This window comes from Pseudoalteromonas shioyasakiensis (assembly GCF_022398475.1).
GTDB lineage: Bacteria > Pseudomonadota > Gammaproteobacteria > Enterobacterales > Alteromonadaceae > Pseudoalteromonas.
In genome coordinates, this window is sequence record NZ_JAKEVM010000054.1 from 1 (window position 1) to 26,352 (window position 26,352).

A 26,352-nucleotide genomic window follows, 5' to 3' on the forward strand; every position below is an offset into this window, starting at 1 on the left:
CCGCCGTGAAAGGGCGGTGTCCTAGGCCTCTAGACGATGGGGACACATAATGTGTCACTAGGACAACTGAATAGTTAGACTCGATTCAGACGAGYTCTTAATAACACAACACTTAAAGTAAGTGGCGTCCCCAAGGGGATTCGAACCCCTGTTACCGCCGTGAAAGGGCGGTGTCCTAGGCCTCTAGACGATGGGGACACATAATGTGTCACTAGGACAACTGAATAGTTAGACTCGATTCAGACGAGYTYTTAATAACACAACACTTWWASTAAGTGGCGTCCCCAAGGGGATTCGAACCCCTGTTACCGCCGTGAAAGGGCGGTGTCCTAGGCCTCTAGACGATGGGGACACATAATGTGTCACTAGGACATTAAATGATAGTTTGACTCATATCGGAGTTAAGGTTACTAAAATAACATGTAAGTACTCGAGACCAACATATTTATTCTCTTGGCAATTGCTCACTTACTAAGAGTAAGTGGCGTCCCCAAGGGGATTCGAACCCCTGTTACCGCCGTGAAAGGGCGGTGTCCTAGGCCTCTAGACGATGGGGACGCAGAAAACTGCAACCCTAGGACAAACACTATGCAAATCTGGTGGAGCTATGCGGGATCGAACCGCAGACCTCTTCGCTGCCAGCGAAGCGCTCTCCCAGCTGAGCTATAGCCCCGACTTGCATACACACCGCCAATTAATGTTGGTTGTGTATCGCTGAGTGCGGGGCGCATTCTATGCAGCCCCCCAAATAAAGTCAACAGTTTTTTATCTAAGTTTATTTAAATGATTTAAATTTCAACAAGCTGACTAAATATCAATCCGTTGCGGAGGTATTTTATACAAAGCGCTATCAAATTAGCTATTTTGGGCTAATTGCATTGTTGATTTGTTATCAAAGACTCTCTGCTTTTGAGTTTACTCTCTAAAAAAAGGGTATACATTTATATGCAAAATAAAGTTCGTTATTTAAAGCTTTAAATAAAACGACTTTCCCCTCCCCTGCTTTGTTTTTAATAGTGCTAACTAGAGTGCAATTAACTAATGCAAATTTATCGATATGAAAAAACTGTTTTAAAAATTTACTGTATTCATATCATTTGGAATGATTTACCTAGGTCATAAAGCTATAGATCCAAGTCTAAATATAAGCTTATGAATATAAATTGCATATTTGTTCGCCAAAAAATGCTTAAATGCCATGTCATTGTTTATAAAAGCTGCATCTAACACATTTTTACTCATTCAAGTGTTGACACATTTACAACTCTATCTATAATAGCGCCCCACAACAACGCAGCAATGAGTTGTTTTAGATATGGGTCGTTAGCTCAGTTGGGAGAGCATCGCCCTTACAAGGCGAGGGTCACTGGTTCAAGTCCAGTACGACCCACCATTATTCCCTAATGGTGTTCATATCTAAATTCTTAATGGGTCGTTAGCTCAGTTGGGAGAGCATCGCCCTTACAAGGCGAGGGTCACTGGTTCAAGTCCAGTACGACCCACCATTTACTTTCTCTTTATAAAGAAAGTTTCGGTGGTCCTTCCATTAAGAAAATATGCTGTATGTAATATGGGTCGTTAGCTCAGTTGGGAGAGCATCGCCCTTACAAGGCGAGGGTCACTGGTTCAAGTCCAGTACGACCCACCATTTTAAAATGGTGTTTCATATTACAAAAATCTAAATGGGTCGTTAGCTCAGTTGGGAGAGCATCGCCCTTACAAGGCGAGGGTCACTGGTTCAAGTCCAGTACGACCCACCATTAAACAAACTTTGATGGTGTTTTCATTTAGATTATTCTTCGCGGGTCGTTAGCTCAGTTGGGAGAGCATCGCCCTTACAAGGCGAGGGTCACTGGTTCAAGTCCAGTACGACCCACCATTTAATTAAAATGGTAGCGAAGAAAAAGATTATATGGGTCGTTAGCTCAGTTGGGAGAGCATCGCCCTTACAAGGCGAGGGTCACTGGTTCAAGTCCAGTACGACCCACCATTACTTTTTGAAGCAAAGAGCATCGCAACTCTTTACAACGAAAAGGCTCGGTGGTTAAGTTCAGTAAGACCAACCATTTAATCTAAAACAAATTTATATGTGGGTCGTTAGCTCAGTTGGGAGAGCATCGCCCTTACAAGGCGAGGGTCACTGGTTCAAGTCCAGTACGACCCACCACATATAAAACCTCCTTATTTTATCTCTAGTTTTCAAAAGCATCGCCACTCTTTACAAAACACAGGCTCGATGGTTCAAGTCCAGTACGACCCACCACATATAAAACCTCCTTATTTTATTTCTAGTTTTCAAAAGCATCGCCACTCTTTACAAAACACAGGCTCGATGATTCAAGTCCAATACGACCCACCACATATAAACACTCATTAAATACTTTCTTTAAAGCTTCCTTGTTTTATCTCTAGTTTTCAAAAGCATCGCCACCCTTTACAAAACACAGGCTCGATGATTCAAATCCAGTACGACCCACCAGATATAAAACCTCCTTATTTTATCTCTAGTTTTCAAAAGCATCGCCACCCTTTACAAAACACAGGCTCGATGGTTCAAGTCCAGTACGACCCACCACATATAACAATCACTTCTAATATCTGACTTCTAATATCTATCACTCACTACTCCATTTATTGATATAACCCAAAGCTAAACTTTAAATCATTGCAAAAGCTGTAATTTGCCTTGTCAGCAGCTAGACTGTTTATTATAGTCATCGTTAATGTCACTTAGTCGCAAGTCCAATGCCTGCAAAGATTTTTTCGAAAGCCAAAATTTTAATAGTTGAAGAGCAGCCACTTGCTCAAAGCTATATGAAACAGTCCTTAGAGGGATTGGGGTTTCGTCAGTTGCGTTTTGCTGAGCATGCAATTGCAGCAAAAGAACAATGTCAAATTGAGCAATTTGATCTCATCGTTTGTTCATTTAACCTTAGTAAACATCAAGATGGTTATCAGCTTTATGAAGAGCTGAAAATGAAGCGTCTTATAAAAAACTCTACCGGCTTTATTTTTATTTCAGCTGAAACAAGCGGCTCGTTAGTTCACAGTGTACTCGAGCTACAACCAGATGATTTCTTAGTTAAACCCTTTACAATTAACGAATTAAAAAATCGTATTGAAAAAGTGTTATTGCGCAAAAGTAACCTACATCAAATTTATCAACTTATTGATGATGGGAATGACTCCAAAGCAATTAAACAAATTGATGCCTTGCTGCAAAACAAAGGTAATAGTTACAGTGCCATTCTGTTGAGATTAAAAGGCGACGCCCTTCTTCGCCTTAAGCGCTTTGAAGAGGCCAAAACATTTTTTAAATCAGTGCTCGATATTCAAAAATTTACTTGGGCAAAAGTTGGTTTAGTCGAAGCGCTTATTGCTAATAATGAACATACCCTAGCACACCGCATGCTTAAGACGATGTTGCAGCGCAGTGAAACGAGACTAGTTGCGCTTGATTTACTAGGTCGATTAGAAATTAAACTCAATAAGTTTGATGAGGCTCAGGACTTTTTTAGTAAAGCTGTTGAGATTGCCCCACGTAACATTGACCGCCAAAAAGCCCTGAGTCATGTATCATTGCTTAATCATGATTATGAAAAAAACTATTTAACTCAAAAAGATATTGCCAGTTACGCAAAGCACTCAATTCACGATAACCCTGATATATATTTAAATGCGGCGCGCGCAGGGATTGATTTTGCTTTAACGACGGATCAAACCGATCAAGTTAATCGCATTTCGAGACAGACAAACCAGTACTTAAGTGATTTAAAAAAGCAGTTTCCGAATAGTAATAATCAAACACAAATTGATGTTCTCAATGCGCGTTTGCATTATTTAAAGGATGAACATCAAAAGGCTAAAGCACTTATCAATCAGCTTGATGAAAGTGACACTCAAATTCGTTCAGTAGATGGTGCGCTCGATAAAGCGAAAGCGTTTCATGAGCTTGGTTTTCACCACAAAGCACAGATGCTATTTAACCAAATTATCACTCACTGTGAACGCCACCCATCAGTTAGCGATCCGGTGTATTTACGTTATATTCAACAACAACAAACTGAACGACGAGATATCAAGCTCGGTCCGAAAGAGCTCAATAATCACGCTGTAACACAATTTAATAAAGGTCAGCTCAATACGGCACTTGAAGCCTTCACCCAAGCATTTAGGATCATGCCTAAAAATGCCAGCATCGCTTTAAACCTACTGCAATGTTTATTCGATACAAATAACCAAGGCCAATCATTTAATTTAGCGCTCGCGAAAAAATGTTTTGCCTTGCTAGATGCGCAAACATTAGAAGATGAACAAGCAATCCGCTTTGAAAAAATTAAAGCCTTGGCTGCAAAGTTAAAAATTAAGCTTGCTGAGTAATCGAGTATGGCATTTTCTTTGTTTAAATTTAAAAAGCCCCTCCTAAGCGTTGCGCTTTTAATCTTTTGCCAATACAGCTTTGCCTCAGCAACATTACAACATTGGCAACAAGCCAGTATCAATTGGCAAAGTAAAGCAGGTAGCCATATCAATATTTTGGCTGATGAGCAGCCTGCATTTATGGCGTTAAAACCCTACATTCCTTTATTTGAGCAGCTAACAGGGATTTCTGTTGGCTTTCATGCTTTAGAACAATCACAAATGCGTGTTCGTCGCCATCAAGATTTAAGCGAGGCTTCAGGGCTTTACGATGTACTGCCGATGGGGATTACCTTTTTAGGTGAAGCGCAAAGCCAAAGCTGGATTGAGCCCTTGCAGCCTTATATTGATAACCCAAAACTGACAGACAAAACTTGGTATCAGTTAGAAGACATTAGTGAGCGTAGCCTAGCGCTTTGTAAAATTGATAACACGCTATATTCGTTACCATTTGATTTTTCTGCGCCGATTTATTTTTATCGCAAAGATCTTTTCGAACGTTTTAACTTAGCAGTTCCAGATACCTACGAGCAACTACAAGCAACCAAGGTTAAGTTACAACGGGAAATCGACCGCACCCCTTCTTTAAATGGTATGCATGCATTTGCCTCACGGACATTGCCCGGTGCAGGATTAAACACTTGGACTGTATTACCTGTTATGCGTGCTTATGGCGCTGAAGTTATCGACGCGCAGGGCCAGTCAGTTTTTTATAGCCCTGAAACGGCACAAAGCCTACAAGTGTATCGCGACCTAGTAACAGGGTTCGGCAATCCAGATAACAGCCGCTTACTGCATTTTTATGAAATTCGTCGCCTGTTTAAAGAAGGCCGCCTTGCCTCGGCCTTTTTGGCTTCTCATTTTTATAATGAAATAGATACCGCCGAAGAGTCAGATATTTGGAATAAATGGGAAGCAGCCCCCTTGCCTGCTGGTCCAATCGCCAGAGAAACATCTCCTTGGGCATGGGCATTTGCAATTAATAGCAAATCAACTAACAAAGATGCTGCATGGTTATTTATTCAATGGGCAACCAGTGAGCAGACCGCCGCACTACTTAGTACAGGAGGCTCACCGCCTAGACAAAAAGTGTGGCACGAGAAGCTGTTTACTCTAGTAAACAAACCTGGCTTTAATAAAGCCATGTTATGGGTGTTTGAGCATGCAACGCCTGATCGCCTTCAGGCTGGCATGGTCGAGTTTCCGGTTATTGGCGAAATTATTTCGCAAACCTTTAGCCAAATTTTCTATGGTGCAGATATAAAACAATCAATCAAAAGCACAGACGCAAAAATTAACGCTAATATGCAAGCATTAAAAGTACGGAGCAATATTGAGCAATGAGAATTAGTATTGCCCACAAAATTTTAATGATCATTGGCTTTACCATTACCCTTATTTTAGGGGCAAGTACGTCGTTGCATGTAATGGAGCTTAAAGAGCAAACACTTTTGAACATGAGTGAAAAAGCCGATGCGATTGTCTCGCCCATGTTGTCAGAAATAAACAGCCTCACACAAGACAATACCGTGGGGAGTTGGGTACTTAAAATTCAGGGTATTACATTAAAAAATATTTTAAAAAATAATACCTTTGATGATTTAAAGACGATTTACTTTATCGACCAAAATAACTTTATCGCCGCCCACCCGGATAACAGTAAAGTAGATACCCTAGAAACTAACCAAGTGCTGCTAAAACAGCTCAATCCTAAGCATAATGTCATTGTAGCCATGGAGCAACAATATGTTGTTGCTGTGCCAATTAGCAATTTTCAGGGGGAAAACATCGGTTACGTTATCGTAAGCTTTTCAGATAAAGACTTAGCGTTAAAGACGAAATCGATTATTAGTAATGCAGTTTCGCTGTTTGCTATTTACCTGTTAACCGCACTTATCATCGCCTATATCATTATTCGCCGTATTATTTTACAGCCCATTGATCAGCTCGTAGAGTTTTCTCATGCTGTGACCACGGGTGATTTAAACTGCCCTATTAATATAAAAAGCCAAGATGAAATAGGTACTCTCGCCAGTGGCTTTAAAATGATGCGCGCTGCGGTTAGACAGCAGATCAACAGCATGCATGAACAACATAGTTTGCTTGAAGACACGGTTGCAAAGCGCACTCAAGAGTACCTTGATGCTAAAGAACAAGCTGAGCAATCAAATCAGGCCAAAAGTCGCTTTTTAGCTAATATGTCACATGAGTTAAGAACTCCGCTCAATGCAGTGCTAGGTTTTAGCCAATTACTACAAGATAGCGAAACAGATAAAAATAAGCGTCGTTATTTAGAAGCAATATCAATCTCTGGAAATTCACTGCTTAATGTTTTGAATGACATTCTCGATTTATCAAAAATCGATGCTGGTAAAATGCAACTCGATATTGAGCGTGTAGAAATCCCTAAAATGTGCCATGAGCTTAATATGATGTTTTTACAGCTCAGTGCGCAAAAAGATCTCGATTTACAAATAACCTCTCACCCTGAGTTAACAACTCCAGTGTTACTTGATAGCAATAAAGTTCGCCAAGTACTAACCAACTTAATCAGTAATGCTATTAAGTTCACAGCACAAGGCAGTGTTAAAGTGTATTTTGATTTTAAAGCACACGATGACAACAGCAATATTGATATCAAAATTCATGTCACAGACACAGGTAAGGGTATTCCTAAAGATCAACAAGATCTTATTTTTAATGATTTTGAACAAGTACAAGGCCAACGTAGTTCTGAGTTTGGTGGAACGGGATTAGGTCTTGCGATTTCACTGCGTTTTATCAAGCTAATGGGTGGTGAGTTATCGGTGATCAGCGATAAAGATAAAGGCAGTGAGTTTATCGTGTCGTTACCAAATATTGAATTAGCTGAATCTAAAAATGAAGTGAAACATCGTAACTACCCCGCTATTTCGAGCTACCACTTTAATCCTGCTCGCATTTTGATTGTTGATGATATTCCCTACAACCGTGACTATTTAGAGTCCTTCTTATCGCGCTGGAGCTTTACCGTAGACACGGCTATCAATGGTGAAGATGCCCTTAAAAAAATTGAGCAGCATCAGCCTGATTTAATCATCATGGATTTAAAAATGCCGGTGATGGGCGGATTAGAAGCAAGTCAGTTAATTCGCAGTGATGATCGCTTCAAGCATATTCCAATCATTGCGGTTACAGCATCGGTATTAAAAGATGATAAGGCGCAATCCAGTATTTTGACAGACTACATAATCAGTAAGCCAATTCACCGTGAGCACCTTATTTTTATCATTGCTCAATACTTAGATTAGGTAATGATTAGATAGAGATTAAATACGCATTAGTCGCGTTTTTTCATCGCTATAGCATTCATGCAATAGCGTAAGCCACTTGGCGGTGGACCATCAGGAAATACATGTCCTAAATGTGCATCGCAAACATTACATACGGCTTCAATGCGCTGCATACCATGGCTAGAGTCCGCGATATAGGCAATGCTTTCAACACTGCTAGGCTGGGTAAATGACGGCCAGCCTGTGCCACTATCGAACTTTTCATCGCCATCAAAAAGTAAGTTGTCACAACACACACACGCATATTGACCTGGTTCAAATATCGTACATGAATCAGAGCTATGCGGACGTTCGGTGCCTTTTAAGCGGGTTACATAGAATGCATCTTGTTCGAGCTCAGCTTGCCATTCAGATTGCGATTTTTCGACTCGACGTGAAGGTGTTGGGTTACCGTTATGGGCAAACTCTAAAATATCTTGCCAAGTTAACATAATGCTCCCTCAGGGTTGAATACAACAATTGCACAGTACATCACAAGCACGACTAAGGGCAAGCAACGTGCGTCTAGTAATTACTGTGTTTGTAACCTGATATCTATTTGTGCACGTTCACGCTCAGAAAGTAGCTGTGCTAAATGACTATTTATTTGGCTGCTGTTAACACTTAATACGGCGGTTATCAGCTGGTCATTGACATCAGTTACATGGATTATACCTTCGCCGATTTCAATCTGCTTAATTTGGCCAATTAATACAAACTCAGCTTTGCGTTTAAAATCGAATAAACCAGCCAGACTTATCAGCGCTAGCTGATTTACATCACGCTTTAGTAAATCAGTAATGGGATTACGCGCTACAAATAACGGAGTTACCCGATAAAGGCTTGATAAAGTAATAAAGCCCCATAACATCACAAACAACGAAAATGCAGCACTGTGCCAAAGTGGCGTAAATACCCACAAAGCAATTAATACCAGCGCGATAGTGAGTGAAATTTTTGCTAAAAGATTATTAATTGCCAACATATTGCAGCCCTATTTCTTTTCAATTGGATCTGGCCAATCATTAAAAAAGACCGACAGATATCTGCTTTTTAATAAATATAACAGTACCCATAACACCAGCACCATTTGACACGCTAAGAAAAACGAAAACTGATAGTGACTGTGCGCAGCCTGATAGGTTAACCAACTTAAATCTGTGATGGCACACAAAATTAATGGCCAGCGCATAAAACGCCATATAGATGCGAGACGTTTCGCACTTTCAGCATTTTCTTGAGGTCGGCGTAAACAAAAGATCACCGCCGGTAATAAGGCGATTGCCGCAATGGCAATGGCTGTAAAGAAATCGCTTTTCGATTTAAAAAACAGCGACATGATATCTAAATCAGGGCGCCGACTCAGCGCCGCCATAATCCATATAAAGTAACTGCGTAACAACACTAACAAAGTTAAATGAAACGCTACTGGGGTTCGATAAGCGCCGTGTTTATCCCAGTATTCTGGACCGTAGCGATTCATATTTGGTTCTTCTTATCGGCAATGATGCCAAGTACAAAAAACGCAGCTGTAAGTGTAAGCGCCAGCCATTTAACACCGAGTAGCAGTAGCAACTTACTTAAAAATGGAGTTACAAACACCACAAGTAAGCCCATACCAAACCCAGTAACCAACACAAAGCAAAGCACGCGAATAATAAAGTGACGACGCACGACAAAGCGCTTGGTCACTTTAATAATATCGTTTGCATACAAGGATATAAAACACACCACCAGCAATAATGAAATATTGTAAAGGTGTGGTTGCAGCCAGTTGCCAATTGTTAAAGCAACTGACGACAATGCCTGCAATAGACTATCCATTGTGCTCACTTAAAAGTGCAATGAGGTCAGCCTCAGTTAACACATCAATGCCTAAGTCTTGTGCTTTGGTTAATTTTGAGCCTGCTTTTTCACCCGCAATCAGTGCATCTGTTTTAGCCGATACACTACCCGACACTTTTGCACCTAACGCTTGTAAACGTGCTTTTGCATCATTACGATTAAGCTCACTCAATGTGCCGGTCAGTACGTAAGTTAAGCCAGCTAATGGCTGCGCATCGGCGCTCGGTGCTGTTAATTCTGGCCAGTGAATACCTTGCTCAACTAACGCATTTACAACTGCCATATTGTGCTCTTCGCTAAAGAAGCCACGTACATGCTTAGCAACGATCTCACCTACGTCACTTACTTCAGTTAACGCATCAACGCTTGCTTGAGTGATTTTTTCTAGAGTTAAAAAATGGTTTGCTAAGTTTTGCGCGGTTGCTTCACCGACTTCACGAATACCTAACGAATATAGGAATTTAGCTAAGGTTGTTTGTTTCGCATCTTGTAGTGCATTAACTAAGTTCTTAGCTGACTTTGGACCCATTCGCTCTAGTGATTCAAAATGCCCTTGTTTAAGGATAAATAAATCAGCAGGCGTTTTGATCAGTTCACGGTCAACTAGTTGGTCAACAATTTTGTCGCCTAAGCCATCAACATCAAGTGCTTTACGTGACGCAAAATGTTTAATTGCTTGCTTACGCTGCGCTTGGCACACTAAGCCACCCGTACAACGGGCAACCGCTTCACCTTCAATGCGCTCCACATGTGAGTCACAAATTGGGCAAGTAGCTGGAAATTCAATGTCTTTTGCATCGTCAGGGCGACGTTCAAGGACCACTTGGGTTATTTGTGGAATAACATCACCCGCACGACGTATAATCACGGTATCGCCAATTTTAACGCCTAAACGGGCAATTTCATCGCCGTTGTGAAGTGTTGCATTAGATACCGTTACGCCACCTACAAATACCGGCTCTAATCGTGCTACAGGGGTGATTGCGCCAGTGCGCCCTACCTGAAACTCAACATCAAGTAATTGGGTGATTTCTTCTTGCGCCGGGAATTTAAAAGCAATTGCCCAGCGTGGTGCTCGTGCCACAAAGCCTAAACGCTCTTGTCGTTTTTTGTCATTTACTTTAATAACCACACCGTCAATTTCGTAGGCAAGGCTACTTCGACGCGTCAAGATATCTTGGTAGTAATCAAGTGCAGCTTGCTGACCTTCAACCAGTTTTGTTTCTGGGCAAAGTGGTAAACCCCAATCGGTGAGTTTAGCTAGCTGTTGGTAATGATCTTCTGGTAACTGCCCATCGGCAACAAGCCCAGTGCTGTAGGCATAAAACATCAGTGGACGCTTTGCTGTTACTTTAGAGTCAAGCTGACGTAAGCTACCAGCCGCAGCATTACGTGGGTTAACAAACACTTTGTCGCCACGTTTTTCGGCTTCACTGTTTAGTTTGGCAAAACCGGCGCTATCCATAAATACTTCACCGCGCACTTCAAGCTCTGCTGGGAAGTCATCGCCACGTAACTTAAGCGGCACATTACGAATTGTTTTCACGTTTTGAGTGATGTTTTCACCCACCATACCATCGCCACGGGTGGCTGCTTGAACTAAAACACCATCACGATAAATAATCGATACCGCTAAACCATCAAGCTTTGGCTCACAACAAAAAGTCAGCTCATTGTTGTCCATTAGACGCTCTTTGATACGGCGGTTAAAGGCGGCAAACTCTTCTTCTGAAAACGCATTATCAAGTGACAGCATTGGCACTTGGTGAGTAACTTGCTCAAACTTATCAAGTGCGGCGCCACCGACTTTCTGGCTTGGTGAGTCAGGGCTTTGAAACTCAGGATTAGCTTGCTCAAGGGCGCTCAATTCGCGCATTAAACGGTCATATTCAGCATCAGGAATGCTAGGTGCATCCAGCACATAATAATTATGGTTATGCTCTTCTAACTGGGCACGAAGTTGGCTAATTTGCTCAAAGATGGGGCTGGACATGAAAACCTCAAAAATCTACATAAAAAAGCCACTTAGACGACTTAACGCCAAGTGGCCTAATACTTATACTCTGTGTGTGCGATTACGATGAAAAGCTGCGAACTTTCTCAACATACTCACGAACGCTTTCAACCGTCATTTCTTCACGGTTGCTATCTAAAATCGTTGCACCAAATTCATCGGCTAGCTTTTTAGCAGCACTGTGCAACATGTTGAATGCACTTAGACCGTCGCCATCACATGGTAAGGTCATAAATAAGCTAACACCTGCCGTACTAAACTGTTCCATATTATCAATATCGAACGTACCTGGGTTGTACATATTCACTAAACGGAATAACACCGGGCCTGTGCCAGCTGGGTCTAAATGACGGTTAAAGAAACCTTCTTCAGAATACTTAAAGCCTAACATATTAACAGCTGGCAATAATTGGCTGCCATCCATTGTTAAACCTTCTGGCATTTGTAAATGCACGATAATGAAATCGGTTGGAGCTTGTGCATCAGCAGGTTCTTCTTCAACTTCTTGTTGCTCAGCTTCAGGCTCTTCAACAACCTGTTCTGAAACAGCCGGCTCGTCGTGACTTTCTGCTGAAAAGCTTAAATCACCAAACTCTGGCTCATCACGCTCTTGCGATTTTGCAGTCGCAGGCTCTTGAACCTCGCTGGTTGTTTCGTTCGGTTCAACCCGCTCAACTGATGGCGTATCTGGGCTGTCCTTTTTACGCACCGACCATAAGCCGTGAATTAATAAACCACCAATGACAAATACACTGATTACGATTAAAGCCCATCTTAATTCTTCGGCCATCCCCTCACCTTTATTATTTGATATGCCTAAATTTTATGCATGTGCCATTTGCACAGCTTGTTCTATATCTACAGCGACCATACGTGATACACCTGGTTCAGCCATAGTTACACCGGTCAACCTGCCTGCCATTTCCATAGCAATCTTGTTATGACTGATATAAATAAATTGTACTGATTGTGACATCTCTTCTACCAAACGGCAAAAACGACCCACGTTCGCATCATCCAATGGCGCATCCACTTCATCTAGCATACAGAATGGAGCTGGATTGAGCCTGAATATTGAAAACACCAATGATAATGCGGTCAGCGCTTTTTCTCCACCACTAAGCAGGTGAATTGTCGAATTTTTCTTGCCTGGTGGCCTTGCCATGATGCTCACCCCACTTTCAAGTAGATCATCACTGGTCAATTCAAGGTAAGCACTACCGCCACCAAACACTTTTGGGAATAACTCCCCAAAGTCTGTATTTACTTGTTCAAAGGTCGCCTTGAAACGATTTTTTGTTTCTCGGTCGATTTTTTGAATCGCCCCCTCAAGGGTATTTAATGCTTGTGTTAAGTCATCAAGCTGCTGATTTAAATAATCGCTGCGCTGTTTAGCCTGCTCAAACTCATCTATTGCCGCTAAGTTCACCGCGCCAAGTTCATTTAATGCTTGCGTGGTTTTTGTAAGCCTCGTTTGCATGCTATTTAAATTGGCATTGTCAGGCAGTTCTTCAAGTACTGTTTTTAAATTTTGTTCCAGTTCTTCAAGTGGCTCTAACGCAGCTTGCGCCTTCACGATTAAACTTTGCTCATCCAGCGCTAATGCTTGCAACTGCTCTTGTAACGTCACCAACTCAGATTGCGATGATTTCAACGCTGTTTGCTTATCAGCAAGCTCCTTTTTAGCTTGACTCAAGGCCGCTTGCAAGTTTTTCAGCTCAACGTCACTTTGTTGATGCTTTTCAAGCAATAGCATAATTTGCTCTGCTACTTCTTCAAGCGGGATCACTAATTCTTCTAGTTGCTCGTTGAGCTCTAATACGGCTTCACTGGCAGCACTTTGTGCGGCATTTGCATGCTGTAGTTTGGTTTCGCTAAGTTGACATTCACTGCGAGCTTTTTGTTCGGCCAAATTTGCTTGATGTGCTTGCGTTTTATATTGCTCAAGCATAGAAGCCACTTGGCGATAGCGGTTATTTGCCTCAGCTTGTTGGTGTTTTGCTTGCTCTAACTCAGTTTCAAGTTCTAATTGCTGCTCTAACAGTTGTTCAAGTAAACACTGCTGAGTTTGTTGCTGTTCGTCAGCATTTTGCTTTTGCTCAGCCAGTAAGGTTTGACGCTGTTGCAACTTAACAAGCTGGTTTTGCCACTGGGTTTGCTGCTCTAATAACATATCGCGTCGAGTGCTGGCCGATGCAATCTGCTGAGCTGCTTGGTGAATTCGTTCTCTGTATTGCTCTTTGTCGGCGATAAGTGTTTTCTTGTGAGCTAGATGCTCATTTAGCAATTGCTGCTTAGTTTCTAATTGCTCGTTGAGTTCTTCATCTAACTGCTGAGCATCACTTAGCTGAGCATGCTTTAAAAGCAAAGAATTGTCGGCGTCTTTATTGGCATCGGTATGAAAGTTACGACCATGCATACAGCCCTCTTCATCAATCACAGCCAGCCAATATGTATCCGCCAAAATAGCGTCATCAAAACAAGGTTGAAATGCAAACCGTGCTAATAAATCAGGGTAAGCACCCGATTCGATATAATTAGCTAATGACTCTTTTGGTAACTCATCATCAGATGCAGGCCAAACACTGTTAGGCTCTTTATGTTGACTGACCTTTAGATGCTCAAGGCCAAGTAGGGCTTGTTCAATTAGCGGCTCAAAGCCAGAAGCCACCTTTAACTGCGCCAATAGAGAGACACTCTCGCTGTTGGTTTGCTCTGATAACACAGAATTAAGCGCAGCTATGCTGGCTCTATTTTCATTACTGTGCTGCTGAACCCGCTTTAAGTCCTGCTCTAAGTGCTGTTGCTCTTTATCCGCTTGTTCTAGATTTTGAGTGAGCTTATTCAGCGCACTTTGTTGCTGCGCAAGCTCTTTCGTCAGTGATTGAATTTGCTGTTGTTGCTCTGCAATTTGCGCTGCAACTGGAGTCGCTTCAAGTTCATTAATTTCAGCGGCAAGTTGTGCCTGCTGAGACTCGAGTTGCGCAACAGTCTGGGCAAAGTGAGCCTGTTGATTCTTTGCAACATTAATATCACTGCTATGAGCTTGGCTTTTCTGTAAGGTGCTTTGATATTGCTCATTGGCGCTTTGCGTTTGTTGCTGTTGCTGTGCGACTTGTTCTTCAACCTCTGCAACTTGCTCAGCGCACAGTAAACTTTGCTCAATCGCTTCTTGTAGCTGCTCTTGTAAAATGGCGGCTGAGGCGTGTTGCTCTTCTTGCAGCTCTTTATTTTGTAACTGCAGTTGTTGCTGTTTGATGAGGTTTTGACTAAGTGTTTGCTGTTGCTGCTTTAAGCTGATCTGTTGCTGCTCTTTGCGGGTTAAATCAGTGTGTGTTTGATGCTGAGCCTGCTGTGCGTCTTGCAGTTTTTGCTGCTCAAGCTGCACTTGATTTTCAAGGCTTGCTAAAACATCATCGTGGCCAGAGTGCGCTTCTCTAAAGAACTGGATTTGCTCTTTAAGTTTATTAATTTGCTCAGCTTTATCAATTTGTTGTTGGTGTAACTTCTGCCACTTTAAAACCGCAATTTGCCCTTTTAAGGTGCGCTCAGTGGCTTTTAGCTCTCGGTATTTTTTTGCATCGACTGATTGCACTGCAAGTTTATCGAGCTGTGTTTGCAACTCCTGCCTTACATCAAGCAGTCGCTCAAGGTTTTCGCGGGTGCTTTTAATGCGGGTTTGCGTTTCACGACGACGCTCTTTGTATTTTGAAACCCCCGCAGCTTCTTCTAAAAAAACACGTAAATCAGCCGGTTTACTCTCAATTAAACGCGAGATCATGCCCTGCTCAATAATTGCATAGCTGCGCGGGCCAAGACCTGTGCCTAGAAAGATATCGGTAATATCACGCTTACGGCATTTGCTGCCATTTAGAAAATAAATTGACTGGCCATCTCGAGTCACTAAACGTTTGATCGCCACTTGGTTTCGATCAGCAAAGGTATTCGGTAAATGGCCACTGGTGTTATCAAACACCAACTCAACAGAGGCTTGTGAAATAGGTTTTCGATTAGTTGAGCCGTTAAAAATAACATCGGTCATGGCATCGCCACGTAAGTTTTTAGCTGAGCTTTCACCGAGCACCCAACGCACTGCATCGATGACATTTGATTTGCCACAGCCGTTCGGGCCGACAACACACGTCATCTGATCAGGAAATGGGATCTTAGTGGGTTCAACAAACGATTTGAAACCCGCTAATTTTATGGTGCTTAAGCGCATCTAATTGTTTTACCGATTTTTATTGTTATTCTTCAATTTAACCCATTTTAGGGTAAAAGGTTAAGCGTGGCGCTTAAAATTATCTAAAATAATACCCGTTGCCATCGCTACATTGAGCGATTCTGCTTGACCATAAGCCGGAATGGTTATTTTATCAGTAACTAAGCTTTCGCAATCAGTACGTATACCATGAGATTCACTGCCCATTAGTAATACGGCATCTTGTTTAAGAGCAGTTTTGTGGATGTTCTCACCTTCTAAAAATGCACCATACACTGGGAGGTTTAGGCTTGGTAAGTAACTGGTTAAATCAGTTTGTGAGACACACACGCGAGCAAATGAACCCATTGTGGCGCTAATAGTTTTCGGGTTATAAGCATCCGCACTGTCTTTGCTGGTAACAATATGCTTTATACCATACCAATCAGCAACACGAATAATCGTTCCTAAATTCCCCGGATCCGACACGCCATCAAGGGCTAAAATAAGTCCCGATGTTGGTAATGCTTGCTCACTTGGCATATCAACAACAGCAATTGCGGCGTTGTTACTAACAAGCGTACTAGCTTTGGTAAGGCTGTCTTCATCTGCTTCAATGACTTGATGGGCTGCAAGTGCTGATTGATGCGCAGAAATAAATGCAGGAGTCGCAAATATATGAGCAATACTTAAACCACTGTTTAGTAATTCAAGTACATTTTTTTCGCCTTGGACAAGGTACTGGTTATATTGCTTACGGTATTTCTTTTGACCTAATGCACGAATTAGTTTCAGTTGGTTTTTTGAAATCATAACAGCCTCATAAAATGATGGTTAAGTATATCACCAAGGTCACAGATTCTGTACTCGAAAAACCAAGGGGAAAGTACCAATTGCTTATTCAATCAGCACTTTTAAGAGACACTAGCTGATAGGAGGCATTAACTAATTTTTGTCAGCCATTCATTTAACCATGGCTCAGTAACAGGCCAAGGCTCAAAATCTTCACAGGCATCAATTTCTAAACGATGACCAACAGGTTTTGCCTGTAAATCGCGAAACAGCTCATCAAAACTGCGACCTGCACCACAAAACGTATCGCCATAGCTGCGGTCGCCCATAGCAATAATGCCGTATTGCTTGCCTGTTAACATAGGAAATTGATCATTTAATTGGCTATATAAAGCGATTAAATTGTCAGGAATATCGCCCTGACCCGTCGTTGAAGTGATCACTAAAATATGTGACGCAGCCAGCATGTCATCAACCGTGCCATTTTCAACTAATTGCGCTTGATGCTCAGACTTTTCAATGACTTCAATAACTTGTTCGCTTAAACGCTCAGCACCGCCGTAAACACTGCCGACAAAAATACTAATGGTTGCCATAATAATCCTTTTCTTCTGTTGGCCAGCCAAGTTGCTGGCAAATCGTTAACATTGCATCGCCTAAAGGCGCTCTAATTGTTATTGGTTGCTTGCTATAAGGGTGCACAAACTTTAATTCAGAGGCAAATAACATTAACCGACGAAGTTTAAAATGCTCTCTAAAAAATTGATTATGCTGATTATCACCATGATTTACATCACCAATAATTGGCAATGATAAATGTTTTAAATGACGACGAATTTGATGTTTGCGGCCAGTTTTTGGAAAACACTCCACCAGCGAGTAACGAACTGTTGGGTATTTACCAATTGGAATAGGCAAGCTTGCTTGGTGCAGGCAATGAAATTGCGTTTGTGCTTCTTGCGGTGCTTTATTTTGATCAGCAAACTTATCGGCAATTTTATCAAGCTCTTCTTTTAAAGGTTTATCTAAGAAGATTGATTCGTTTAAAAAGCCTCTTACTAAAGCTAAGTAACGTTTTTCAATTTGCCCATCAATAAACAACTGGTTCATGTCACGGGCTGCTTCTGAGCTTAACGCAAACAGTAATACGCCTGAAGTTGGTCTATCTAAACGATGTACAGGAAACACGTGTTGGCCTATTTGGTCACGCAGCATTTGCATTGCAAATTGGGTTTCGTGTTTGTCTAAAAACGAACGGTGAACCAATAAACCGGATGGTTTATCAATCGCAATGTAATTTTCATCGCGGTACAGAATCGTTAACTCATCAAATTGTGGCTTAACACTCTCTTGCATCTTAGTCATCACTCAAAAGTTGATCGAGTTTTTGTAAAACGTTAATCACATCATTACCGCCGCTGTGTTGTGCCAGCATCATTTCAGCCATAGGTGCAATTGCAAAATTACGGGGTAAAGGCTGGGCATGTGCAATGAGGGTATGCATTTTTTCAAGAAAAACAAATTGCAGCCATTGCTCAAAAGCCATGGTGTCATGACAAAACGGCACACTAGAATTGAGTGCACTTGGGTCAATCGGTGTTGTTTGCCAAAGTGAATGGCGTTGTAATGTGGATTCTAATTCGCGCAGCAGCGCCAAAGTCTGTTGATGCATTGTAAAACTCTTAATACCTTTGTGCTTAGTATACCCTGTTCCAAGGCGCCATGGTATGGCGTATAATTCACGGCTGATATAGATTAAAAACGGTAATTGAGATTTTATGACTGAGCAGATCGCCACTTTAGGGCAACTTCTGGACGCAGCAGGTACCACTTGGCGTGCCTTCGATATTGGCAGACACATCACTAAATTAGACAAAAAACAATTTCTTGCCATTGAAGAAACAAAAATCCCTTACCCTTACCCGCTTGCTGGTCATGCTTGGCTTGCTATTCAATTTTGGGATGTAAAAGCGTCTAAAGAACCTTATGTATGGTTTTTAAAATTCCCCCTAGATGAGCAAAGCCGTCTTGTAAGCGCAAGCCGCGACCACTTTGCAAATATGGTAATTGAAGCACTTGGTACCGAAATTACCGGTGAAAATGCCGAAGGCAAACTTGATAACAATCCGTATGTATTTACGCCAAACGCCAACAAGCTAGCGGCATTTAATGCACAGGTTAAATGCTTACTTAAACAAAGTGCTTCACAGTATTACGAATATGCGCAGCTGTATTTTTCAGGCAAACTGGGGTTTGATAATTGGCAAAGTGTTGCAGTACAGGGTATTGCTGATTTTGCGATGCGCTTAGATAGCGACAACAATTTAGCAAACCTACAAGCCGCTTGGGGACAATTACCTGTCGAAGTATTACAGCCGCTAAGTGCAATGCTTGAACATGTTGCAATTGAACCCGTTTTTGCAGAGCAATTGTTAGCCTATGGTTTAAAGGCGATAGAGCAAAAAGACGACATTGCTCTTGTTGCAGCTCTTAGAAGCTTATCAAAAACAACGGCGCAAGGTTTAACTGCACAACTGGTTGATACTGTATTACGCTCTGATATGAACACCCAGTCAGATGTACTATTAACAATTGCAGGGCGTTGTTTTAGAACACTAGAAGACCCAGAACGCTTACATGTGTTTATGGATTGCTGTGCACACCACACTGAAATTGAACAACTGTTTGTGAGTATTTTCACCGATTTAGTTGCAATTCCTAGTATTCGCCCTCACCTACTAGGTTTATTAAGAAAAGAAAATCGTAGCGAAACACTCGCTCGAGCAATTGGAAGGTTATTCTCGTAAATGGCAGGCTTGTGGACACTCATTATCATTGGCAGCATCATCTATTTTTTTTGGTTAAACAGAAAAGTAGCAGAAGCAGCTAATCTTCATGCACAAAGACAAATTGAGCAATTAAATGTGCAATTGATGAGTGTTGCTTGCAATAAACGCAGGGTTGGCATTTTAAAAAGCGGCAAACCAGGTATCAAAAGCGAATTTATTTTTGAGTTTTCAAGTGATGGAGAAAACGTGTATCAAGGCGTTTTGATCATGGAAAACGAATTACTTAAAAGCGTAGTAATACCGCCGCATAAGATTTAAGTTACAAGTTGCGAGTTGCGAGTTGCGAGTTGCGAGTTGCGAGTTGCGAGTTGCGAGTTGCGAGTTGCGAGTTGCGAGTTGCGAGTTGCGAGTTGCGAGTTGCGAGTTGCGAGTTGCGAGTTGCGAGTTGCGAGTTGCGAGTTGCGAGTTGCGAGTTGCGAGTTATACAAGAATAATTGCAAGTGCGAGAAGTGCAACCCCCAGAAAGAACTAAGGCGTAGCTAATAGCCACGCCCCAATCTTGCTACTTCCATGATTAAGTATCCTTACTTATGCCGAAGCTGCCTTTTTATCTTTCCCCTGAACGGGTATACATCCGATACACCCACCATGCTACTTCATGTAACATTTAACACATCCTAGTGCCGTCCTCTTGCCGTCAATGGCTATCCACTTCGTTTTCCAAACGCTCCTTTAGCTTCCTGCTAAAATCATCCTTTGGTCAGTCCTTTTCAATCGCTCCGCGATTGTACTGCATCCTGGCAGTGTCCTCGTTCTTCCTTGCTTCCCTAGCTCTTGTCCCTTTGCTTCCTGCTAAGCTTCTTGCTTTGTTGCCATAATCCTAATCCTTGGCATCAGTTCAATCGTTGAACCTGCGTCTTCTTGACATGATTAAGTTTAGAGAAATGCGGATATCTTGGTAGGCATAAAAAGTAATTTTTTCTAAGTCACAAAAATGACAAAAACAATAAATCCTTTAAAATCATTACAATAAGCAATTATGGGTACAAATTTAAAGGCATTAAACTGATAAAACGCACAGCAATGTGAGATTTATCTCACATTGCTATTTCCAAAACGTCCTTTTGTCAATTTGCTGCTTTGAACATCAAGTCACCTTCAACTTGGTTAAAGCTTAATGCTTTGAACACTTCAAACCCTTCAGAGCTAAAGAATTCGCGCTGTTCAGAGCGAGTAACAAATACGGCTAAACCACTTGCTTGATTGCTTGACTCAACTAAATCATCAAGCCCTCGTAGCAGATATCTGCCTAAACCTTGCCCCTGAAAATGTGGGTCAACGGCTATAAAGGCTAAAAACAGATAATGGCCTTTACTCGAGAGCGCTTCACGAATAGTGCGCTCTTTTTCTATAAGCTGATTGGTTTGCAAGTAACCCGCACTAAGCATCAGTTTTAAGCGCCAATGCCAGTATCGTTCAGCTTGCAGTTCACTTGCCGAATCGAATACACAGGCAATGGCTTTTAATCTACTTTGTGAGTAAAGACCTATTAGAGGCTGCTTTTCTTGCCAGAAACTTGCTAGCTCTTCACGTACTAAAGCACGTAATTTAGTTTCATATTTACTTGGGTTATCTTGTTGAAAACCTAATACATTCTGAAGAACGGGATCATCATGATAGGCTTGATAAATAAGGCTTGCGGCAGTGCTAATATCTTCAGCACTCAGGTATTGCACACTTAAGGTTTCGGGTTCAGCAACTGTCAAAATACTCATCCTTTTATTTGTTTTATTATTTTCGTACTAGACTATAAGGTATATACCCAACAGCGATTAAAGACAAATTCAGCGTAAGTTAAACTGCGGTTCATCATCATTAAGTTCAAGCAGTAATAATTATCGCCATACACAAGGAGCAGGACTATGGATACGACAAAACATGATATTTCGACCCTATTTGCACAACTTGGTTTACCGAGCAAAGAAAGTGAAATAGATGCTTTTATAGCATCCCATCAACTATCTGATACAACCCTATTGCAGGAAGCGCCTTTTTGGGATGAAGCTCAGCAACACTTTTTAGCAGAATCACTTGCAGAAGATGGTGCTTGGAGCGAGGTGATTGATGAATTAGACGCAAGGTTACGCCAGTAACGCCTGCGACCTAATTTACGAGCTTAAATAACATTCTTTTAGCTCGTAAATTAGGAAAGTAATTTCACTCCACATCTATTATTGCTACCATACGCGCGCACTGCAGCCCATATACTGCGGTGCTTTTTAGTCTTTATAAAAGAGTTTATACAAAAATGAATGCCGTTGTATTTGATGCAATTAAAACCCTTCTTGATGAAGGTAAAACCCCGACAGTTGCCTTAACTAAGAGTAAGCTAGCCCAACCAATGCCGATGCCTGTGATCATCGCAGCGGTTAGCCAATATAAAAACAATCCGGATTCAATTAATAATTTCATCAATAACCCGTCAAATGAACAACTGAGTACACCAAAGGAAAGTCAATTGGATCGTATTGAAGCTAAATTAGATAGGTTATTAGCACTGCTTGAGAAAAAATAATGTTTGTTGTCGATCTGACTTTTGATTGCTACCAAGATACTACCTTAGAGCTTGCTGAGCAGGCGATAAACCGCCTAGTGAATGCGCTTCGTTTTAACGGCCAAATAATTGGTGATGAATTCCCAACGGTTTTAAAAGATGGATTTTTCATTACTCGTGTAATGTGCCCAACCGAAGATGCGATGCATCCGCTCAACCATAGCCCGTTTGTAAAACATAGCATTGAGCAATTAAACACTGCAGGCTTACTGGCACCAAAAGTTAAAGTGGTCGGCCAAGACATTCACTCAAATGGCGCAGACATGTGTCATGATCCGTCGTGCTATATTTTGTATACCACTTACGTGCACACCTGTAGCCCGCTTTATTGTGGTGATGACTTTTTGCCTGTGCCGTTATTTCGCATTCCAGCAATTGCCAATGGCGATTACAAAACACTCATTAAATGGCAAGAAGACTGGCAAGCGTGCGATCAAATTCAGATCAATGGTGCAACCCGTTGTGAATTTCCTGCGCTTGAAGAGCTAACTAGCATCAAGAGTGACTTATACCGCCGTGGTCGCGATATCACGAAACGTATTAGTTTTCTAACCAAGAAGCCGGTTTATTACTATTTATATCGTGTAGGCGGCGTTGACAAAGAGTCAGAGCTTAAACGTCGCTGCCCAAGCTGCGATGGCGAGTGGAAATTACCAGAGCCATGGTTTGGCTTATTTGATTTTCGTTGTGAGCCCTGTGGCATTGTTTCGAATATCTCGTGGGACTTTCAATAGCTTAATAAAGGCAATAAATTAAAAAGGCAAAAACCAAATACACGAAAGGGGCAACCGCCCCTTTTTTACTTATTGAATTTATACCGTTACTTTGTCTAAAAACTCACTGATGCTATTCGCTAGCACATGATGTGGTTTTTTACCCACATACTCTAAGCAAACCTCACCGCTTTCGACTAATACAGTGATCAGTAGATCATCTTGCTCTGTAAGACCAATAAATACGGTTTCTGGCTGCTTTAGCTTGCGCTTCATTAACACGTGACCGGTAATATTTTGCTGTAAGCGGCTAAAATCATCTTCATTCCATGCTTGTAGCAGTTCAATGTGATGATCATCAATACTCAATAACAAATTACCCGCATAGACATGACCAAACAATGGGCTTAAATCTTCAGGAAACGATAACTCTAGTGCCTTGGCTAAGTCTTCTAAACTGCCAGCAGGTTGTTGTGGAACTGCACACCACTGAATAAGCCCCTGCTCATCTACTTCGCCCTGCTCACATGGACTTGGCCATGCTGTATCATGTTCAATAACAGGAAGCTTTCCTGTGCGTTCGAGGCATTTTTCACTAAATGCTTGATGTAACTTATCTAGTTTTGTAGAAACAGACATACTGCGAAACTCATTGGCTTTAGGTATAATGCCGCCATTGTAACTACAAAAGTGTAAAGATGACAGATTACAGCAACTCACCCGAACTGAAAAACAGTGTTCTTGGTAAAAGCACAGAGTATGTAGATACCTACACACCAAGTTTACTGTTTCCTATTGCCCGTAAATTAAACCGTGATGCATTAGGTGTTAGCGAAGATAACTTACCGTTTAAAGGCCAAGATATTTGGACTGGCTATGAATTATCGTGGCTAAATAGCAAGGGTAAGCCAATGGTCGCTGTGGCAACGTTTGTATTTCCTTGTCAGAGCAGCCATATCATTGAGTCTAAGTCATTCAAACTGTACCTAAATAGCTTTAATCAAACACGTTTTGAGACGCTAGAGGGCGTACATCAAGCGCTTAGCAAAGACTTGTCAGATGCAGTTAATGCACCGGTGGTCGTTACTTTATACCAAGCAGATGATTTCAATTGTTTGCCATTTTCAGCGTTACCGGGCGAATGTATTGATGATCTGGATATCGAAATCACCAGCTATGATATTGATGCAAGCTCACTTCGCCATAATGGTGATGAGATTGTCTCAGAAACCCTACACAGTCACTTACTAAAATCGAACTGTTTGATCACCTCACAGCCTGATTGGGCGAGTGTGATTATTCGTTATAAAGGCCAAGCGATTTGCCATGAAGCCTTATTAAAATATTTAATTTCATTTCGAACTCACAACGAATTTCATGAGCAATGTGTAGAGCGTATTTACTGCGATTTAATGCAGCAGTTAAACCTCGAAGAGTTAGAAGTGTATGCCCGTTATACACGCCGTGGTGGTTTAGATATCAACCCTTATCGCTCAACGAATCAAGATGAAACACCCTTCAAGGTAAAAATTAATCGCCAATAACTTTGGTGACAATAAAAAACCGAGTTGTGAACTCGGTTTTTTATTGTCTGAAGATTCGTTACAGATAATTACTCGTCTTTAAAAATACCCACATACGTTGGTGATGTATTTGATTTACTCGCACGGTACATACCAGCGGTGTTAAACGGCAAGCTAATGTTACCTTTAGCATCAATAATGATCACACCGCCTGTGCCACCTATAGGCATTAATACATCGTGGATCACTTCGTTCCCCGCTTCTACAATAGTTTTACCTTGGTATTTTACGCGAGCACAAATATCAGCTGCCACATTGTAGCGAATAAAGTACTCGCCATGGCCTGTCGCAGATACTGCACATGATTCGTTTTCAGCAAAGGTCCCCGCACCAATCACTGGTGAGTCACCTACACGACCAAAACGTTTTGCTGTCATACCACCTGTAGAAGTACCTGCAGCGATATTACCGTTTTTATCAAGTGCAACTGCACCGACAGTGCCCATTTTGAAATTAACCGGCAGGGCTTTGTGTGCAGCTTGGTAGTCTTTGCTAGTTACTTTTTGTTTATCGAGCTTTTCTTTTGCTTTTAATAACGCTTTATAACGGTGCTCAGTATCAAATAGGTTGTTTTCAACCAGCGGCATACCTTGAGTTTTTGCAAACTCTTCAGCACCTTGGCCGCTGAGCATAACATGCACTGATTTTTCCATCACTAAGCGCGCCAAGTTAATTGGGTTTTCAATGTGTTTAACCCCAGCAACAGCTCCAGCTTGGCGTGTACGACCATCCATAATCGATGCGTCAAGCTCATGTGCCCCGTCATAAGTATATACAGCACCGCGACCAGCGTTGAAATACGGCGAGTTCTCCAGCACATTAATTGCCGCAGTGATAGCATCTAGGCTCTCACCACCCTTTTCAAGCACGGCATAGCCTGTTTCAACGGCTTCTTTTAGTTTTGCACGGTAAGCTTTTTCTTGCTCTGGCGTGAAGCGGCTCTTTTCAATCGTTCCTGCACCACCATGAATGGCGATAGCAAAAGGTTGATCACTACTGTGGCTTAAAGTACTAAATGATAATGCGCTAAGGGCAATGGCTGAGGTGAGTAATGTTTTTAACATAAGGGCACTTATATTTATTTTAGTTTGTAAGCCCAATGTGAATAATTAGGCGCTGCATTTCAAGCTTTAACCGACGAAAGAAACAAAAAAAGCGCCAAATGGCGCTTTTTTTCAGCTGTTTAAAATTAAGCTTGAGCTGCTTTTAAACGTGCTAAACGTGCTACTTGGTGAGTAGACGTTAAGAAAGAGTAGATAGGTGCTAAGTAGCCACGCTTACGAAGGTCTAAGAACTCTTCATCACTTAGTGAGTTAAGTTTTTTCTCATCAACAAGGTAGATACCGTTGATGTCTTTTTTCTCACCTTTGATTTCTACAGTTAGCGTTTGAGCTACTAGTAGTTCTTTGTCTGCAAGGTACTTAGTGAATGCTTCAGTTACCTGAGAGAACTCGATGAAAGAAACAAGTGCTTCTTTACGACGCTTAAGGTACTCAGTTTCTTCACCGTTTTCGAAAAGTGCATTACCTGTTTCTTCGCTTACAAGTGGGCTTGCTTCGTCGATTACGATACCAAATTGGTCAGCTTCTGGGTGCTTAACAAGACCTAGTGGGTAACGAGTCATAGACATAGGTGCAAATGCAGCTGTCCATTTGTCGTCTTGAATGAAAAGGTTCTCGCCTGGCTCTAGACCAAATAAAGCAACTGCTTGGAATTGACCTGATTCGTTGTTTTTAACAAATGCCATTGGGAATTCATTTGCGATGCGTGCAAATTCGTGTGCAACCACAGGTACTAAGTGCTGAGTTTTCATGAACTCAATGTTGATGCCATTTTGAATTTTAGTGTTGGCATGTTTTTCGTTATGTAAAGGCTGTACTTGTTGCTCCGCCATGATACTGCTCCATTAATTTTATAATATGTTTTTGCTGTTAGTGCCCAAAGCCTATAGGTTTTGGCAACAAAAAGGAAGTGAAAATTTTGTGGCAGTTTGTACATTATAAATTAACAAATTTACCTACATTACCAATCAACCCCAAATGATGAAAAAACAAGCTATAAGCAAGTAAAT

At 41.6% G+C, this 26,352-nt stretch carries 24 protein-coding genes and 11 tRNA genes; 16 read left to right on the top strand and 19 right to left on the bottom strand.

What is annotated here, in order from left to right; genetic code table 11:
* Nucleotides 1-122: 122 nt before the first annotated feature.
* The 4 genes from L1D51_RS11025 to L1D51_RS11040 form a co-directional block, all read right to left on the bottom strand.
* A tRNA-Glu gene (locus L1D51_RS11025) sits at nt 123-198 on the bottom strand.
* A 78-nt stretch (nt 199-276) separates the two neighbouring features.
* Nucleotides 277-352: transfer RNA gene (locus L1D51_RS11030), tRNA-Glu, on the bottom strand.
* A 130-nt stretch (nt 353-482) separates the two neighbouring features.
* Nucleotides 483-558, bottom strand: a tRNA-Glu gene (locus L1D51_RS11035).
* Nucleotides 559-597: 39 nt separating this feature from the next.
* Nucleotides 598-673 (bottom strand) — tRNA-Ala (locus tag L1D51_RS11040).
* Between the two features lie 644 nt (nt 674-1,317).
* On the opposite strand from L1D51_RS11040, the gene L1D51_RS11045 reads away from it, so the two are divergent.
* From L1D51_RS11045 to L1D51_RS11090, 10 genes are all read left to right on the top strand, one after another.
* Nucleotides 1,318-1,393, top strand: a tRNA-Val gene (locus L1D51_RS11045).
* 36 nt (nt 1,394-1,429) lie between these two features.
* A tRNA-Val gene (locus tag L1D51_RS11050) sits at nt 1,430-1,505 on the top strand.
* A 67-nt stretch (nt 1,506-1,572) separates the two neighbouring features.
* Nucleotides 1,573-1,648, top strand: a tRNA-Val gene (locus L1D51_RS11055).
* A gap of 36 nt (nt 1,649-1,684) precedes the next feature.
* A tRNA-Val gene (locus L1D51_RS11060) sits at nt 1,685-1,760 on the top strand.
* A 43-nt stretch (nt 1,761-1,803) separates the two neighbouring features.
* Nucleotides 1,804-1,879 (top strand) — tRNA-Val (locus tag L1D51_RS11065).
* 35 nt (nt 1,880-1,914) lie between these two features.
* A tRNA-Val gene (locus L1D51_RS11070) sits at nt 1,915-1,990 on the top strand.
* 101 nt (nt 1,991-2,091) lie between these two features.
* Nucleotides 2,092-2,167: transfer RNA gene (locus tag L1D51_RS11075), tRNA-Val, on the top strand.
* 578 nt (nt 2,168-2,745) lie between these two features.
* Entirely contained in the window at nt 2,746-4,380 is a 1,635-nt protein-coding gene (locus L1D51_RS11080) for a response regulator (protein WP_054563633.1), read from the top strand.
* A 6-nt stretch (nt 4,381-4,386) separates the two neighbouring features.
* The gene (locus L1D51_RS11085; RefSeq protein ID WP_239963680.1) at nt 4,387-5,763 is read left to right on the top strand and encodes an extracellular solute-binding protein; all 1,377 of its coding nucleotides are present in this window, start codon (nt 4,387-4,389) and stop codon (nt 5,761-5,763) included.
* The gene (locus L1D51_RS11090) at nt 5,760-7,709 is read left to right on the top strand and encodes an ATP-binding protein (RefSeq protein ID WP_239963681.1); all 1,950 of its coding nucleotides are present in this window, start codon (nt 5,760-5,762) and stop codon (nt 7,707-7,709) included. Before L1D51_RS11085 ends, L1D51_RS11090 begins: the two co-directional genes overlap by 4 nt.
* A 29-nt stretch (nt 7,710-7,738) precedes the next feature.
* Here the strand turns inward: L1D51_RS11090 and msrB are convergent, their stop codons facing one another.
* From msrB to L1D51_RS11145, 11 genes are all read right to left on the bottom strand, one after another.
* On the bottom strand, nt 7,739-8,182 hold the full coding sequence (gene msrB, locus L1D51_RS11095) for a peptide-methionine (R)-S-oxide reductase MsrB (RefSeq protein ID WP_239963682.1): 444 nt from the start codon (nt 8,180-8,182) through the stop codon (nt 7,739-7,741).
* Nucleotides 8,183-8,262: 80 nt separating this feature from the next.
* Nucleotides 8,263-8,715 carry a hypothetical protein gene (locus tag L1D51_RS11100; protein WP_054563629.1) on the bottom strand — a complete coding sequence of 151 codons (453 nt, stop codon included), beginning with the start codon at nt 8,713-8,715 and terminating at the stop codon, nt 8,263-8,265.
* 9 nt (nt 8,716-8,724) lie between these two features.
* A complete protein-coding gene (locus tag L1D51_RS11105) occupies nt 8,725-9,213 on the bottom strand; it encodes a DUF2919 domain-containing protein (protein ID WP_054553711.1) in 489 nt (162 codons plus the stop codon).
* The gene (locus L1D51_RS11110; protein ID WP_054563628.1) at nt 9,210-9,554 is read right to left on the bottom strand and encodes a DUF3392 family protein; all 345 of its coding nucleotides are present in this window, start codon (nt 9,552-9,554) and stop codon (nt 9,210-9,212) included. Before L1D51_RS11110 ends, L1D51_RS11105 begins: the two co-directional genes overlap by 4 nt.
* Nucleotides 9,547-11,568 carry an NAD-dependent DNA ligase LigA gene (gene ligA, locus L1D51_RS11115; RefSeq protein ID WP_054563627.1) on the bottom strand — a complete coding sequence of 674 codons (2,022 nt, stop codon included), beginning with the start codon at nt 11,566-11,568 and terminating at the stop codon, nt 9,547-9,549. The genes L1D51_RS11110 and ligA overlap by 8 nt, the downstream gene beginning before the upstream one ends.
* Before the next feature lie 82 nt (nt 11,569-11,650).
* Entirely contained in the window at nt 11,651-12,379 is a 729-nt protein-coding gene (gene zipA / locus L1D51_RS11120; RefSeq protein WP_055021910.1) for a cell division protein ZipA, read from the bottom strand.
* Nucleotides 12,380-12,412: 33 nt separating this feature from the next.
* Nucleotides 12,413-15,811 (bottom strand): chromosome segregation SMC family protein, encoded by a 3,399-nt coding sequence (locus tag L1D51_RS11125; RefSeq protein ID WP_239963683.1) that lies wholly within the window; start codon nt 15,809-15,811, stop codon nt 12,413-12,415.
* 60 nt (nt 15,812-15,871) lie between these two features.
* Nucleotides 15,872-16,603 (bottom strand): TrmH family RNA methyltransferase, encoded by a 732-nt coding sequence (locus tag L1D51_RS11130; RefSeq protein WP_054563624.1) that lies wholly within the window; start codon nt 16,601-16,603, stop codon nt 15,872-15,874.
* A gap of 128 nt (nt 16,604-16,731) precedes the next feature.
* Nucleotides 16,732-17,178, bottom strand: coding sequence for a flavodoxin (locus L1D51_RS11135; RefSeq protein ID WP_054563623.1), 447 nt, complete (start codon nt 17,176-17,178; stop codon nt 16,732-16,734).
* Entirely contained in the window at nt 17,165-17,938 is a 774-nt protein-coding gene (gene truC / locus L1D51_RS11140) for a tRNA pseudouridine(65) synthase TruC (protein WP_055021913.1), read from the bottom strand. Before truC ends, L1D51_RS11135 begins: the two co-directional genes overlap by 14 nt.
* Before the next feature lies 1 nt (nt 17,939).
* A complete protein-coding gene (locus tag L1D51_RS11145) occupies nt 17,940-18,254 on the bottom strand; it encodes a YqcC family protein (RefSeq protein WP_054553719.1) in 315 nt (104 codons plus the stop codon).
* A gap of 106 nt (nt 18,255-18,360) precedes the next feature.
* Between L1D51_RS11145 and L1D51_RS11150 the strand changes: the two genes are divergently transcribed.
* Complete coding sequence (locus tag L1D51_RS11150) at nt 18,361-19,389, top strand: DUF3549 family protein (protein WP_239963684.1); 1,029 nt, start codon at nt 18,361-18,363, stop codon at nt 19,387-19,389.
* Nucleotides 19,390-19,689, top strand: coding sequence for a DUF3301 domain-containing protein (locus tag L1D51_RS11155; protein WP_239963685.1), 300 nt, complete (start codon nt 19,390-19,392; stop codon nt 19,687-19,689). It abuts the gene before it with no gap.
* A gap of 809 nt (nt 19,690-20,498) precedes the next feature.
* On the opposite strand, the gene L1D51_RS11160 is transcribed toward L1D51_RS11155, so the two are convergent.
* Entirely contained in the window at nt 20,499-21,146 is a 648-nt protein-coding gene (locus L1D51_RS11160; protein ID WP_054563618.1) for a GNAT family N-acetyltransferase, read from the bottom strand.
* Between the two features lie 147 nt (nt 21,147-21,293).
* Here L1D51_RS11160 and L1D51_RS11165 point away from each other — a divergent pair, with 147 nt between their 5' ends.
* From L1D51_RS11165 to L1D51_RS11175, 3 genes are all read left to right on the top strand, one after another.
* On the top strand, nt 21,294-21,524 hold the full coding sequence (locus tag L1D51_RS11165) for a DUF2789 domain-containing protein (RefSeq protein ID WP_036969581.1): 231 nt from the start codon (nt 21,294-21,296) through the stop codon (nt 21,522-21,524).
* Nucleotides 21,525-21,679: 155 nt separating this feature from the next.
* Entirely contained in the window at nt 21,680-21,946 is a 267-nt protein-coding gene (locus tag L1D51_RS11170) for a hypothetical protein (protein WP_055021916.1), read from the top strand.
* Nucleotides 21,946-22,719, top strand: a complete 774-nt coding sequence (locus L1D51_RS11175; protein WP_054553724.1) for a Zn-ribbon-containing protein — start codon at nt 21,946-21,948, stop codon at nt 22,717-22,719. Before L1D51_RS11170 ends, L1D51_RS11175 begins: the two co-directional genes overlap by 1 nt.
* A 78-nt stretch (nt 22,720-22,797) precedes the next feature.
* Here L1D51_RS11175 and syd read toward each other — a convergent pair whose 3' ends face one another.
* A complete protein-coding gene (gene syd, locus L1D51_RS11180; protein ID WP_054563617.1) occupies nt 22,798-23,337 on the bottom strand; it encodes a SecY-interacting protein in 540 nt (179 codons plus the stop codon).
* Nucleotides 23,338-23,396: 59 nt separating this feature from the next.
* On the opposite strand from syd, the gene queF reads away from it, so the two are divergent.
* Entirely contained in the window at nt 23,397-24,242 is an 846-nt protein-coding gene (queF, locus tag L1D51_RS11185) for an NADPH-dependent 7-cyano-7-deazaguanine reductase QueF (protein WP_239963686.1), read from the top strand.
* A 68-nt stretch (nt 24,243-24,310) separates the two neighbouring features.
* Here the strand turns inward: queF and L1D51_RS11190 are convergent, their stop codons facing one another.
* A complete protein-coding gene (locus L1D51_RS11190) occupies nt 24,311-25,345 on the bottom strand; it encodes an isoaspartyl peptidase/L-asparaginase family protein (protein WP_239963687.1) in 1,035 nt (344 codons plus the stop codon).
* Between the two features lie 125 nt (nt 25,346-25,470).
* Nucleotides 25,471-26,175: a SapC family protein gene (locus L1D51_RS11195; protein WP_054563614.1), complete on the bottom strand. Its 705-nt coding sequence runs from the start codon at nt 26,173-26,175 to the stop codon at nt 25,471-25,473.
* Between the last annotated feature and the right edge of the window lie 177 nt (nt 26,176-26,352).

Bases quoted from the DNA above. Each gene is read 5' to 3' on its own strand.
- L1D51_RS11100 (WP_054563629.1), bottom strand. From the start codon at position 8,715: ATGTTGGCAATTAATAATCTTTTAGCAAAAATTTCACTCACTATCGCG.
- L1D51_RS11080 (WP_054563633.1), top strand. From the start codon at position 2,746: ATGCCTGCAAAGATTTTTTCGAAAGCCAAAATTTTAATAGTTGAAGAG.
- L1D51_RS11130 (WP_054563624.1), bottom strand. From the start codon at position 16,603: ATGATTTCAAAAAACCAACTGAAACTAATTCGTGCATTAGGTCAAAAG.
- L1D51_RS11195 (WP_054563614.1), bottom strand. From the start codon at position 26,175: ATGGCGGAGCAACAAGTACAGCCTTTACATAACGAAAAACATGCCAAC.
- L1D51_RS11165 (WP_036969581.1), top strand. From the start codon at position 21,294: ATGGATACGACAAAACATGATATTTCGACCCTATTTGCACAACTTGGT.
- L1D51_RS11110 (WP_054563628.1), bottom strand. From the start codon at position 9,554: ATGGATAGTCTATTGCAGGCATTGTCGTCAGTTGCTTTAACAATTGGC.
- L1D51_RS11135 (WP_054563623.1), bottom strand. From the start codon at position 17,178: ATGGCAACCATTAGTATTTTTGTCGGCAGTGTTTACGGCGGTGCTGAG.
- L1D51_RS11170 (WP_055021916.1), top strand. From the start codon at position 21,680: ATGAATGCCGTTGTATTTGATGCAATTAAAACCCTTCTTGATGAAGGT.
- msrB (WP_239963682.1), bottom strand. From the start codon at position 8,182: ATGTTAACTTGGCAAGATATTTTAGAGTTTGCCCATAACGGTAACCCA.
- L1D51_RS11105 (WP_054553711.1), bottom strand. From the start codon at position 9,213: ATGAATCGCTACGGTCCAGAATACTGGGATAAACACGGCGCTTATCGA.
- truC (WP_055021913.1), bottom strand. From the start codon at position 17,938: ATGCAAGAGAGTGTTAAGCCACAATTTGATGAGTTAACGATTCTGTAC.
- L1D51_RS11160 (WP_054563618.1), bottom strand. From the start codon at position 21,146: ATGAGTATTTTGACAGTTGCTGAACCCGAAACCTTAAGTGTGCAATAC.
- ligA (WP_054563627.1), bottom strand. From the start codon at position 11,568: ATGTCCAGCCCCATCTTTGAGCAAATTAGCCAACTTCGTGCCCAGTTA.
- syd (WP_054563617.1), bottom strand. From the start codon at position 23,337: ATGTCTGTTTCTACAAAACTAGATAAGTTACATCAAGCATTTAGTGAA.
- L1D51_RS11150 (WP_239963684.1), top strand. From the start codon at position 18,361: ATGACTGAGCAGATCGCCACTTTAGGGCAACTTCTGGACGCAGCAGGT.
- L1D51_RS11090 (WP_239963681.1), top strand. From the start codon at position 5,760: ATGAGAATTAGTATTGCCCACAAAATTTTAATGATCATTGGCTTTACC.
- L1D51_RS11085 (WP_239963680.1), top strand. From the start codon at position 4,387: ATGGCATTTTCTTTGTTTAAATTTAAAAAGCCCCTCCTAAGCGTTGCG.
- zipA (WP_055021910.1), bottom strand. From the start codon at position 12,379: ATGGCCGAAGAATTAAGATGGGCTTTAATCGTAATCAGTGTATTTGTC.
- L1D51_RS11125 (WP_239963683.1), bottom strand. From the start codon at position 15,811: ATGCGCTTAAGCACCATAAAATTAGCGGGTTTCAAATCGTTTGTTGAA.
- L1D51_RS11190 (WP_239963687.1), bottom strand. From the start codon at position 25,345: ATGTTAAAAACATTACTCACCTCAGCCATTGCCCTTAGCGCATTATCA.
- queF (WP_239963686.1), top strand. From the start codon at position 23,397: ATGACAGATTACAGCAACTCACCCGAACTGAAAAACAGTGTTCTTGGT.
- L1D51_RS11175 (WP_054553724.1), top strand. From the start codon at position 21,946: ATGTTTGTTGTCGATCTGACTTTTGATTGCTACCAAGATACTACCTTA.
- L1D51_RS11155 (WP_239963685.1), top strand. From the start codon at position 19,390: ATGGCAGGCTTGTGGACACTCATTATCATTGGCAGCATCATCTATTTT.
- L1D51_RS11145 (WP_054553719.1), bottom strand. From the start codon at position 18,254: ATGCATCAACAGACTTTGGCGCTGCTGCGCGAATTAGAATCCACATTA.